Source organism: Psychrobacter sp. AOP30-A2-5 (assembly GCF_052378115.1).
Taxonomy (GTDB): domain Bacteria; phylum Pseudomonadota; class Gammaproteobacteria; order Pseudomonadales; family Moraxellaceae; genus Psychrobacter.
Window position 1 is genome coordinate 105,067 of sequence record NZ_JBQSXK010000010.1, and the last position, 12,609, is coordinate 117,675.

A 12,609-nucleotide genomic window follows, 5' to 3' on the forward strand; every position below is an offset into this window, starting at 1 on the left:
TGGCTATTGATATCGGTGAAACTGATTGATTGATGCTAACTGCTGACGTTTAAAACCAATGAGCAAAAACATTAGATTGTATTAAGAGCATTTGAATAAGTCCGCCTGCTTTTAATACAGTCAATACTCATAAACCAAAAACCACTTTTAAGCCACCTCAACCTTGTTCTTTAAACAAGCCACTCGGTGATTTATGGTGCCTTCTAACACGGGTTTAATGTGTGCGCACTCTTCATCAGCTAGTGGACAACGGGTACGAAAAACGCAACCTGACGGGGGATTGATTGGGCTGGGTAAATCACCCTCTAATAACTGAATGACCTTGTTACGCTCAGCAATAGGATCAGGTAGCGGTACAGCAGACATCAGTGCTTTGGTATAGGGATGAGTCGGATTACCATATACGGCTTTGTTCAAACCCAGTTCGGCGGCGTTGCCTAAATACATTACCAATACCCGATCAGCAATGTGCTTAATCACAGAAAGATCATGGGCAATGAAGATAAGCGCTAACCCCATCTCTTCTTGCACATCTTGCAATAAATTAATGACCTGCGCCTGAATCGAGACATCAAGGGCGGAGACTGGCTCATCACAGATAATAATTTTGGGCTTTAATATCAGTGCTCGAGCAATGCCTATTCGCTGGCACTGACCTCCTGAAAACTCATGCGGATATCGGTTAATTTGATTGGACAGTAGCCCCACCTTTTTCATGATGGCGCGTACCTCGTTTTGCACCTCAGGCTTCTTCATTTCAGGATAATAAGTACGAAGAGGCTCGGCGATAATATCCCCTACAGTCATGCGCGGGTTAAGTGATGCCAGCGGATCTTGAAAGATCATTTGAATGTCTTTTCGCTTTAATCTCATGGTCTTTTTGGACGCACCCACCATCTCTTCATCACAAAACTTGATACTGCCAGAATCAGCTTGTATCAATCCGATGATAGTACGAGCAAGTGTTGATTTACCGCAGCCTGATTCGCCTACCACCCCTAAAGTCTCACCAGCAAATAGCTCAAATGATACCCCATTAACTGCTTTTAGAGTGACAGGCTTCTGCCAAAAGTAAGTACCTTTTCGTTTGATATTAAAGGTGGTATGAATGTCCTTTACTTGCAATAACGGTGCTGGGTTATTGCTTTTGGCGCTATCTAAATTCTGTATCATCATGAGCTAGCCCTCCATCCCTGATTGATTATTGGCATCGATATCTGCTGAGCTATCTAGTGAGTGATCAACGGGTGTTTCAGGGTGCCAGTGACAAGCGCGTTGACGCTCGTTCGGTAGAAATTCCAGCGGTGGCGGTGTATCACGGCAGATTTCCATAGCATGAGAACAGCGCTCATAAAAAGGACAGCCTGCTGGCAAATCTAATAAATTTGGTGGACTACCTGGAATGGTTTCAAGCTTGCCCATATCGTTATCCAAACGCGGAATGGCTTTTAGTAGCCCAATGGTATATGGATGACTTGGGGCATAAAAAATCTCTTCAGTCTCTCCATACGCCATGGTACGCCCAGCATACATCACCAGTACTCGATCACAGATACCCGCCACAACCCCCAAATCATGGGTAATCATAATAATGGTGGTGCCAAAGTCGCGTTTTAGCTCGTTTAATAGAACCATAATCTGCGCCTGAACAGTAACGTCGAGCGCGGTGGTTGGCTCATCAGCAATCAACAACTTAGGGCGACATAATAATGCCATCGCAATCATGACCCGCTGACGCATACCACCTGAGAACTCATGCGGATACATGCCAATACGGTTCTTGGCTTCTGGAATCTTAACCGCGTCTAGCATTCGTATGGATTCGGCCCAAGCGTCTTTTTTACTCATGCCTTTATGTAAAATCAATACTTCAGCGAGCTGGTCGCCTATCTTCATATAAGGATTTAATGAGGTCATCGGATCTTGGAAGATCATCGCGATCTGCTCGGCACGAATTTTATTTAGTGCTTTTTGTGACAATCCTAGTAGCTCATTACCCTCAAAGCGTACCGAACCTTTGGCATAACCGTTATTTGCCAGTAGCCCCATAATAGCAAACGCTGTCTGCGACTTACCTGAACCAGATTCACCAACGATACCTAAGGTTTCGCCTTCATGTAGGTTAAAATTTAAGCCATTAACCGCCGTTACTAGACCCTCTTCGGTCGTGAACTGTACCGATAAATCTTTGACTGCTAACAAGGTATTTTCTGCATTAGCTGGCTTATCGAGCGCTGAACCAGTACCCATCTTAAAGGTAGTAGTATTAGACTCTATTTTCTCAGAAGCACTAGGCGCGTTGGCGGCGTTATGAATCTTTTGAGTGGCTATGTTTTTATCTTCCATACTTTTACCCTCCATGCTTTTATCCTTCATACTTTGGTTTTTCATGATGTCACCCTCTTAGCGGTCTTTAGGGTCAAACGCATCACGCAGACCGTCGCCAATAAAGTTAAAGCAAAATAAAGTAATGACCAAAAAAGCTGAGGGAATCAAAATCTGCCAAGGTGCTACCTGCATGGTTTTTGAGCCTTCTTGCAACAGCGCCCCCCAACTGGTCATCGGCTCTTGAACACCAAGTCCCAAAAAGCTTAGAAATGACTCGAACAAAATCATCGTTGGCACTAATAAAGAGGCGTAAACTACCACCACCCCGAGTACATTGGGCACGATGTGGCGTAAGATAATATTAAAGCCTGATACGCCGCCTACGTGCGCAGCTTCGATAAACTCTTTACTCTTTAGGCTTAGCGTTTGCCCGCGAACGATACGCGCAACATCCAGCCATGATACCAGTCCAATCGCCACAAAGATTAAGATAAGGTTACGACCAAAGATAGTGACTAATAAAATCACAAAAAACATAAAGGGGAAGGCGCTTAAAATCTCTAATACACGCATCATAACAGTATCGACTTTGCCACCAAGATAGCCTGACGTTGCACCGTATATCGTACCGAAAATCACTGCAACCGTAGCGCCGGCGACGCCTACCATTAAGGAGATACGACCACCTACTGCGGTTCGCACTAACAAATCACGACCGAGTGAATCAGTACCGAAGTAGTGCTTATTATCGATGGCTGGCGCGGACTGCATAAAGTTCCAGTCGGTTTCGGCATAACCAAAAGGTGCTAACATCGGCACAAAGATGACGAAAGCAGCCACGAGTAGCAAGATAAAAAGACTGGCTACGGCGGCCTTGTTGCGATAAAAACGGCGCTTAGCATCTTGCAAAAGGCTGCGGCCTTTGATTTCCTGAGCCCCTATGTCTGCTAGGTCAGTTGTCTGGTCTGCGGTAAGGCTCATAGTCGTCCTTTTAATAATCTATTTAGCATAATAATAATGAATGATACCCATCAAACCGTATTGGAATGATAATGCGCTTAAACGGTCGTCTTAATACTGAATCTTTGGATCAATTACCGCGTATAAAATATCGACGATAGCATTAAAGGCAATGGTCAATACCCCGACTAAAATGGTCAAACTAAGCACTACCCCATAATCACGATTGAGTGCACCGTTAATGAATAACTGTCCGATACCAGGTAAACCAAAGATAGTCTCAATCACAATGGAGCCTGTGATAATACCGACAAAGGCTGGGCCCAAATAAGAGATAACGGGTAGTAGTGCGGGTCTCAGCGCATGCCTCATCACTATTTGGCGCATCGGCAAACCTTTCGCCTTAGCCGTTCGGATATACTGGCTATTCATCACCTCAATCATCGAGCCGCGCATGATACGAGCAATACTCGCAACATAAGCGAGCGCTAAAGCGGCGACTGGTAATACAAGGTTTTTAAGTGCCCCGTCATTCCAGCCACCAGCTGGTAGCCATTGCAAAATAATGGCAAAGATCAGCACTAATAATGGCGCTTTAACGAAGCTTGGAATCACAACGCCTGTCATAGCAAAGGCCATCAGTACGTAGTCTATCCATGAGTTTTGCTTAAGGGCTGCGATAACACCGAAGATAAGTCCTAAGACCAATGCCAATATAAAAGCGTACAGACCCAACTCCATAGAGACCGGAAACGACTGCGACAACAACTCGTTAACCGTATAATCTTTATACTTAAAAGACGGTCCAAAGTCGCCTACCGCTAGCTGCTTTAGATAATTAACATACTGTAGCCACATAGGATCGTTAAGATTGTATTTGGCCTCGATATTGGCCAGTACCGCAGGTGGCAAGCTACGCTCACCCGTAAACGGACTGCCTGGCGCCAAACGCATCATAAAAAAGGAGACCGTGATCAATACGAATAAGGTCGGAATGGCCTCTAAGATACGCCGAAAAATCAGTTTTAGCATAATGCCTCTTTTATAATGATGCTTATTTTTCAGCTAAATTAAAATGAGATAACTAGCACAAACCTAACGCCCAGTTATCGTTCAACTAGCAATCTTCAATGACTTGGTTTTAAATAAAATATTGATAATCGTCGTTTATAAATAACAAAAGTTTCATCTAACACGCCTAATGAGAGTGGCTGTGAAAAATGAAACTAATGACGCTATCAGCGTTATTTGATAGGAGCGATAAATGAAACCAGCTGCTTTTACCGCTCTCAGACATTCAATCGATAGAATTATTCAGCGATCAGTCAAACGATTAGTGCTTAGCAATTGAGAGATTTTTTACCTGCCAATTGTCTAATATATCTTTAGTTGGAAACCCAATGACATAAGGTTTCACTAGACGCGGGCTGACGTAATGATAAATGTTAAGTAAACCCATATCTTGATCGAGCTGAGCTTCAGCTTGCTTGTATAGGTTGGCACGCTGCTCAGGGCTAACGCCAGCTTTCAGCGTTTGCGCCATTAAACTGTCAAAATTAGCGTTATTGTATTTACCGTAGTTGCCACTATTGTCAGATTTGGCAATATTTAAGAAAGCTGACGCTTCGTTATAATCACCGCACCAGCCAGCACGCGCAATTTGATAATTACCATTACGGCGAGTATCCAAATAAGTTTTCCATTCTTTATTGGTCAAAGTCACATCGACGAAGCCGAGCGCTTGCTTCCATAATGAAGTAGCCGCGACCGCAGTCTTTTTATGATTGTCATTGGTGTTGTATAGCAGCTCAAAAGTCAGCGGATTACTATCGCTATAGCCTGCTTCAGTGAGCAGTTTTTTGGCCTCAGTAACCCGCTTTTCTTGATCCCAAGTCGACCATTCTGGACTATTTGCAATATCGCCATTGGTGGCAGGGGGTGTCAACTGATAAGCGGCCGTCTGTCCTTGACCGATAACTTTATCCGCAATGGTATCGCGGTCCAAAGCTAAGGCTAAAGCACGGCGTACGTTGGGATCGTTGAACGGTGGCTTGACCGTATTAAACTCGTAATAATAAGTACAAAGATAAGGAGATACGGTTAGCTGATCGCCCACTTGCTCTTTAAGCGAAGCGAACTGCTCGGTTGGAATCTCATTGTAGGTCACATCAATTTCACCCGCCTGATAGCGTGCGACGTCAGTCGTACTAGAAGGAATCGGCAGGAAAGTGACGGTATCGATAGTCGTATTAGCATCGTCGTAATAAGAAGCGTTGCGCGTTAAAACGATTTTGTCGTTAATTTGCCACTGGGTAGGCTTGTAAGGACCGTTAACCACGATGTTCTCAGGAGCTGTCCACTTATCACCAAAGGCTTCAACGGTCTTTTTATGAACGGGCTTGACTGAATTATGAATCAACATATCTGGAAAATAAGGCACGGGCTCTGATAAAGTAATCTGCAAAGTTTTATCATCGATAGCCTTTACGCCAAGGGTTTCAATGCCAGCCTTACCATCAACAATTTTATCAGCGCCGACTACTTTGGCATCGACCAAATAGCTTGAATACGGCGACGCAGTATTTGGATCGACCAAGCGGCGCATACTGTAGACAAAATCCTCTGCCGTTACTGGATCATCATTTGACCATTTAGCATCGCGCAGCTTAAAGGTCCATACTTTATTGTCTTCGCTTTCCCAACTGGTTGCCATTGCTGGAATGGTCTTACCTTCGGCATCCGTATTGGTTAAACCTTCTAACATCTGGCGGCCAAGGGTAGATTCTGGTACACCCGATACTTTGTGTGGATCAAGTGATTCAGGTTCAGTACCATTATTGACGACGAGCGCTTGAGTATCAGCCAGTACATTAGGATCAACGGCAGCTGCTTGGCTGTCAGTGCCAGACTTATCGCTACTACAGCCAGTCATAGACATGGCGAGCGCAAGAGAGGTAGGCAAAAATATAGAGGACAAAAAGTGATTAGGAGTGCGCATCATATAATAGCTATCCTTGCTGGTCAGTGGCTAGGCGGATCAACTAAATAGTAGTGATTCGAGTTAATATATCCGTATATTGACTATGTTTATTAACAATATTTTAACTAACTATTGGTCATATTGTAGACAACTATTAGTAATTAAAAACGATACAAATGTCAATAAGTTTTAATTCCTCCCCGATACTAACAAGCAAAATAAGGTTGCAGTCAAAGCAGTTTCGACGACCAAAACTTAGATGTAACTACTATTAATTGAGTAACTTTTATAGCTATTTATTACCTTTCATCAGCAATATACTACCGTTCATTCGAAACCTGTCTTATTACTACTAACCTCCGTTTCTAAATCACTAATTATCACTGTCAAGTTAATGAAATCAATGCTATCAAGCAATAAAACCCTAGTAGATATGATGAATTTTATTTATAAGACTATTGTTAATAACTAATCATTTGATAGATTTTTTAAGCCGATGCTGATGAATAATAGTGTTATATTTTCGACACTCAAAATCAGATTTATTCGCTACTTAAAATCGTGCAATTTTTTGATTTTTGCAATTACTTATTTTTGTAAAAGCTGAGTAAGATCATGATAAAAATCACTAAATTTAGAATGAATACCTACCAATATCACTATTAATTCCTTTTTATAAAACTAATAACGCTGATCTCTTGATGAAATTTTGATTTTGTAGTCGCGTGGCCGAGCGCTTATATTTGCGCCTATCTCATCCAAGAGCATTTGCTCAGTCGTATTGAGTTTTATTGAGTAAAAAACTATAAACTTTAGTACACCCACCTCTCACAAAAAAGCTAAGATAAGCAACATCATCTTTTTATTTAGAGGACGCTATGAGCCAACCACGGCGTACTATCGAGCATTTACTCAAGCAAGGCATACTGCCATTGACGCATGCCAACGATGCAGCGATTCATTTGCAAGTCTATCCTAGCAAACGCTCATGGCTGGTCTTTTTTGATAAAGCCATGCTGATTATCGGGGCGATAGCGCTGGTATTATCGCTGGTGTTTTTTATTGCCTATAACTGGATAAATATGGGCAAAATGGGCAAGTTCGCTTTGGTCGAAGGGGCCTTGGTTATCACGGTTGCCCTTTACGTTGCACTGTCTTTTAGACAGAAATTTCAGCTGGTTCGGCAGTTATTATTGCTCATTGCCAGCGTGATTACGGGTAGCTTATTGGCGCTATTTGGGCAGGTCTATCAAACGGGTGCTGATACGTGGCAGCTATTTTTTGGTTGGGCCGTATTGATTATTCCGTGGGTAATTATCGCCCGCTTCCCTGCGCTATGGCTGCTATGGTTAGGGCTCGTCAATACTGGTCTTATCTTATATTTCGGCGTTATGGACTTTGCCTTTGTCAGTTATTTTTATGAAGGTGTCTTACAAATAGGCGTGCTTGCCGCTGTTAATTTTGTGGCGCTAAACTTGTGGCTCATGTTTATCGACCGTCAACCACCATCAGTCACACGCAGCCGATTTAAGTCCGAGCTGGATTGGAGCGCTTATGTCGTCGGTTTACTCAGCAGCTATTTTATTACCTACCTTGCCATTTTTTATGTCTTTGATGACGCCAATATTGTAATGATGCTAATCACTCTATTGCTATGGATGAGCTGGTGCGGATTTATGGTTTGGCGATTTTATTGGTATCGCATCAATCTATTAATGCTGACCTATTTATGTGGCTCTGTCATTGTCGTGGTGATGTTTTGGGCGGGTAAGTTGTTTTTAGACAATTTTGATATGGGTGGTTTTCTCATCTTAGCCCTATTGTTGATTGGCATGAGTTCAGCGGCGGTTGTTTGGCTGCGTCATGCGGCACGTTTAAACAGCGAAAACAATATACCCAGTGCTGTCGTCAAAGGAGGTAATTATGAGTAATGATATGAATAATCAACACTCGGATAATGTCCTTTTACAGCTGCAACAGCTTGGATTGATTGATGGCAATGTGATTGATGCCCGTACTGGTGAGACCAGCGCTAAGGCAACGATAGCGAATCATCACTCTCAAAACGATACTCCTTGGTTTATACAAATACTTTTTGGTCTTAGCGGTATTGTAGCGAGTCTGTTTCTAATCGCCTTTTTGTCTTTGTTATTGTTCGGCATCGATGGCTTTGACAGCGTGATTGCCTTGTTAATTACAGGTCTAGTACTCAGCACGGCGGGTTTTGCCCTATTTAGAAACAAGCAAAGCCGTGATAATACCTTTACCAGTAGCCTAGCCTTGGCTATTAGCTCGGCTGGGCAAGCCTACATCGCCTTTGCTTTATTTGATACTCATTTGTCACATCCTATAGATGTTTGGCTTTTTTTAATCGTGCAAGCCGTTATGACACTCGTTATGCCCAACCGTATCTATCGCCTATTGGGCAGCATAATGACGCTAGGTTTGACGGTTTATCTGCTTAACTATTATCATCTACCTGAGGTTAGCTTGGGGCTATTAACACTGATTACGACTGGCAGTAACTTATCACGCTATTCTCTATTGCAGCGTATACCTAGTAAATGGCGCGCGGATGCTTTTGATATTATTAAAGCCCTTGGTTACGCCAGCGCGCTGATGCTGTTGTGCGTTTCTGTGTACTTTATCGCCGCTGAACATAGTCATAGCCTTGCTACTTATTATGGCGACACTTTTCGCTACAATTACTATTTGGCGCAAGGATTGCTTACACTTGCCAGCCTTTATGCCACTTATCTGATTCTAAAACGTTACGACGTTAAATTACTATCGGCAGCGGGACTCTTCATTGGTGGTGCGCTTGTATTGCTTGGGATAATATCGATTTACGTATCAGGACTGCTCGCGACCAGCCTTATCATCGTCATTGCGATCGCTAATAGCCAACGGGTGCTGTTAGGTTTGGGCGTCACCGCCTTGGTCAGCTATATATTTTGGTATTACTACCAGCTCGATACTTCGTTATTGGTTAAATCTATCTCTATGCTGGTCATCAGTATCGCGCTACTACTTATGCGTTGGACACTTATTAAAGGCTATCTTGCAAATATAAAACCGAGCGCTAACGACAATCAGGAGCGCCACTCATGAACCAGAAAATGTTGACTAAGCGCCTCGTTGATGAAGCATCACCATCCAGCCATTGGCTAAAAAAACGAGCCGTTACGATTACGATTGCCCTACTGGGGTTAGCCTTGATATTGATTGTAATGACGATGAACATCATCAAATATGAAAACCATCTCACCACTGGCAAAACGGTATTATTAGCACTTGCACCCGTTGATCCCCGTGGTTTTATGCAAGGCGATTATATGACGTTAAGCTATGCGCTAGAGCGCGATATTTTTGATGCCATACGCTCAAAGCACCCTCATTCAACACAAGACGAATTAGGCTCAGAACTAGATGTAGAATTAGACGAGTTTGATACAGATTTTCGTATTTATGAGCCAAGCGACGGTTATGTCATTGTGAAAATCGATGACAATAATGTGGGGCATTTTGTCCGCTTAGCTGATAGTAATAGTCGTGAAGAGTTAACTAAAAGTGAGCTGCCCATTTATTACCGCATTCGTAACGGCAGTGTGCAATTGGCGACCAATGCGTTCTTCTTTCAAGAAGGTCATGCTGAGGCGTTTGAAGCGGCTGAATATGGTCTGTTTCGCGTCAATGACAAAGGCGAGCCATTACTCACAGAGATGGCAGACGGTGATTTTACAGTCATCGTCGGCGACATAAGCCAAGAGGATAAAGCCTCTCATTAGACGTTTATTGTGTTACTTCTTATTCATTATTAAGCACAATACGTGCAACGCATAACATTCCTTAACCAAAGTAACATTGAGGGTACGGAGACAAACTTGTTACCGTTGCTCACGACCTAAAAATAAATAAAGGAAATAATTATGCGTAGCGCAACTTATAGTACCTTCGGCAAACCATCTGACGTTCTCAGTTTAGGTGACACGCCTATTCCTGAACCAAAAGCCAATGAAGTCCGAGTCAAAATGGTACTCGCCTCTATCCACAACCATGATTTATTAACCATTCGCGGTCAATACGGCTTTAAACCTGAGCTGCCAGCGATTGGTGGTAGCGAAGCGGTCGGCATTATCGATGCCGTCGGTCAGGATGTCAAAGACTTAAAAGTTGGTCAGCGCGTGGCAGCGGCGAGCGTACAAGCGACATGGGCAGAGTATTTTGTCGCCTCAAAAGACATGGTATTCGTCATGCCTGATAGCTTAGAGGACGAAATGGCGGCGCAGCTCATTGCGATGCCACTCAGCGCGCTGATGCTGATTGAGTTTTTAGCACTAACAAGCGGTCAGTGGGTAATTCATAATGCTGCCAATGGCGCGGTCGGAAAATCGCTCGCCATGCTAGCCGCCGCGCGTGGTATTAACACCATTAATGTCGTGAGAAGTGGCAATGCTATCAAGGAATTAGAAGCACTGGGTATCAAACATAATATCAACACCTCAGATGACGACTGGAAAGACCAAGTAAAAGCCATCCTTGGTGATGAGAAAATCAGTGCCGCGGTTGATTCTATCGGTGGTGAGTCGAGTAATGATCTGCTGGCGTTACTGGGTCATGGTGGCACATTGGCATCGTTTGGCATCATGTCAGGCAAACCAATGGTGCTAGATCCAACCCATATTATTTTTAAACAAGCGACGATTAAAGGCTTTTGGGGCAGCAAAATCAGTCAAGAAATGAGCGTTGAAAACAAACAGCGTTTGATTGATGAGCTAATCGAACGTGCTAACAATGGCAATTTAAAACTGCCCGTTGAAGCGACGTTTGATTTAGCAGATATCGTCAAGGCCGTCGATGGCAAATTGCAGGCAAGTAAGAATGGTAAGGTGTTGTTAAAAGCATAAATTATTGTCTTACATATATCGATGTAGTTGCAAATGATGTACGTGCAAGTAAAAACACACACCAAACAACCTCACTAGGAATAATATGATGTCTAATAATAAAACCTTTAAAGCCTTAGTCGTCGAAGAAAATACCGACGGCAGCTTTAGCAAAAGTATTCAAGAACGCAACGTCAGTGACTTGCCAGAAAATGACTTGTTAATAGAAGTGCATTATTCCTCGTTAAATTTCAAAGATGCGATGTCGGCATCAGGCAATAAAAGAATCACCAAACAATATCCGCATACCCCCGGTATTGATGCAGCAGGCGTCGTTGTCAGTGACAAATCAGGCACGTTTACCGCAGGGCAAGAAGTATTGGTATTTGGCTATGATTTGGGCATGGATACGGATGGCGGTCTGGGTCAGATGATCTCCATACCTGCCGATTGGGCATTGCCCTGCCCAAAAACGCTGACGTTAAAAGAAGCAATGACTTACGGTACGGGCGGCTTAACCGCAGCACTCAGTATCCAAAAACTAGAAAAAATGGGCGCAAAACCCAGTGATGGTCCAGTCGCGGTAACTGGTGCAACAGGCGGCGTCGGTACGATCAGCATCGCTATTCTGAGTCAGCTGGGTTATGAGGTGATTGCCTTCTCAGGTAAGCCAGAGCAAAGCGAGCATTTAAAAGCATTGGGCGCGAGCGAAGTACGTCATCGCGACACCATCAATGAAATCGGTAACAAGCCTATCGGTCGTGAGGTGTGGGCAAATGCTATTGATACCATTGGCGGCGACTACTTACCAAACCTGCTAAAGCAAACCAAATCTGGCGGTGCGGTGACCAGTTGTGGTTTAGCCAGCGGCGCTGATTTTTCGATGTCGGTGATACCTTTTATCACCCGCGCGGTGTCATTATTGGGTATCGATTCGGTTTATATTCCACTGGCTGATAAAGAAGCCATTTGGCAGCGTGTCGCGACCGATATGAAACTACCTAATCTAGGGAGCTATGGTGAAGAGATTACACTTGAGCAAACGCCTGAATATTTAGATCGCTTTATGTCTAGCAAAGTGGTTGGGCGTTATGTGGTGAATGTGAAGGGATAGAATTTGGTTAGAAGTTAGGTTTTGTAAGCAACGGCAGTGCTTCTTTTGAGGTGCTGCTTTTTTATTTTTTAAAAGATTATTGTTTGATATCGAACACAATGTTTTTAACGTCAAATTCGTTACAGTTAATTCTTGGCGTCTCTAATCTTTCAATATTATAGAAATTGGACATTAGCTCTACTGCACTATCAAAATTATCTTGAGTCGGCTCTAGTATTTCAGAGTAGATAGATATTTTGTCTAATTTGAGGTTAGTACTCAATGTTCTAACAACTAAGTCTTGAACATTCGAATGCAAATACTCAATATTATAATCAATGGTCACTGATATATAACCATTC

General features: G+C 43.2%; 11 protein-coding genes. 5 read left to right on the forward strand and 6 right to left on the reverse strand.

Going from position 1 to position 12,609, the window contains the following annotated elements; translation table 11 throughout:
• Nucleotides 1-147: 147 nt before the first annotated feature.
• The 5 genes from oppF to ACT3S4_RS09020 all read right to left on the reverse strand — a co-directional run bounded on the left by oppF (nt 148) and on the right by ACT3S4_RS09020 (nt 6,289).
• Nucleotides 148-1,176, reverse strand: coding sequence for a murein tripeptide/oligopeptide ABC transporter ATP binding protein OppF (oppF, locus tag ACT3S4_RS09000; protein ID WP_444760902.1), 1,029 nt, complete (start codon nt 1,174-1,176; stop codon nt 148-150).
• A gap of 3 nt (nt 1,177-1,179) precedes the next feature.
• Nucleotides 1,180-2,391 (reverse strand): oligopeptide ABC transporter ATP-binding protein OppD, encoded by a 1,212-nt coding sequence (oppD, locus tag ACT3S4_RS09005; RefSeq protein WP_444760903.1) that lies wholly within the window; start codon nt 2,389-2,391, stop codon nt 1,180-1,182.
• Between the two features lie 12 nt (nt 2,392-2,403).
• On the reverse strand, nt 2,404-3,309 hold the full coding sequence (gene oppC, locus ACT3S4_RS09010; RefSeq protein WP_201501720.1) for an oligopeptide ABC transporter permease OppC: 906 nt from the start codon (nt 3,307-3,309) through the stop codon (nt 2,404-2,406).
• A 90-nt stretch (nt 3,310-3,399) separates the two neighbouring features.
• The gene (oppB, locus tag ACT3S4_RS09015; RefSeq protein ID WP_045442924.1) at nt 3,400-4,320 is read right to left on the reverse strand and encodes an oligopeptide ABC transporter permease OppB; all 921 of its coding nucleotides are present in this window, start codon (nt 4,318-4,320) and stop codon (nt 3,400-3,402) included.
• Nucleotides 4,321-4,621: 301 nt separating this feature from the next.
• A complete protein-coding gene (locus tag ACT3S4_RS09020) occupies nt 4,622-6,289 on the reverse strand; it encodes an ABC transporter substrate-binding protein (RefSeq protein WP_227675998.1) in 1,668 nt (555 codons plus the stop codon).
• An 857-nt stretch (nt 6,290-7,146) separates the two neighbouring features.
• On the opposite strand from ACT3S4_RS09020, the gene ACT3S4_RS09025 reads away from it, so the two are divergent.
• From ACT3S4_RS09025 to ACT3S4_RS09045, 5 genes are all read left to right on the forward strand, one after another.
• Nucleotides 7,147-8,199: a DUF2157 domain-containing protein gene (locus ACT3S4_RS09025; protein ID WP_444760904.1), complete on the forward strand. Its 1,053-nt coding sequence runs from the start codon at nt 7,147-7,149 to the stop codon at nt 8,197-8,199.
• Entirely contained in the window at nt 8,192-9,379 is a 1,188-nt protein-coding gene (locus ACT3S4_RS09030; protein WP_444760905.1) for a DUF4401 domain-containing protein, read from the forward strand. The genes ACT3S4_RS09025 and ACT3S4_RS09030 overlap by 8 nt, the downstream gene beginning before the upstream one ends.
• Nucleotides 9,376-10,056, forward strand: a complete 681-nt coding sequence (locus tag ACT3S4_RS09035) for a GDYXXLXY domain-containing protein (protein ID WP_444760906.1) — start codon at nt 9,376-9,378, stop codon at nt 10,054-10,056. The genes ACT3S4_RS09030 and ACT3S4_RS09035 overlap by 4 nt, the downstream gene beginning before the upstream one ends.
• A 141-nt stretch (nt 10,057-10,197) precedes the next feature.
• Nucleotides 10,198-11,175 carry a zinc-binding dehydrogenase gene (locus ACT3S4_RS09040; RefSeq protein ID WP_444760907.1) on the forward strand — a complete coding sequence of 326 codons (978 nt, stop codon included), beginning with the start codon at nt 10,198-10,200 and terminating at the stop codon, nt 11,173-11,175.
• A gap of 88 nt (nt 11,176-11,263) precedes the next feature.
• Nucleotides 11,264-12,268 carry a YhdH/YhfP family quinone oxidoreductase gene (locus ACT3S4_RS09045; protein ID WP_444760908.1) on the forward strand — a complete coding sequence of 335 codons (1,005 nt, stop codon included), beginning with the start codon at nt 11,264-11,266 and terminating at the stop codon, nt 12,266-12,268.
• A gap of 76 nt (nt 12,269-12,344) precedes the next feature.
• Here ACT3S4_RS09045 and ACT3S4_RS09050 read toward each other — a convergent pair.
• Nucleotides 12,345-12,609 (reverse strand): hypothetical protein (locus ACT3S4_RS09050; RefSeq protein ID WP_444760909.1); only part of this gene is annotated, 265 nt, incomplete at its 5' end.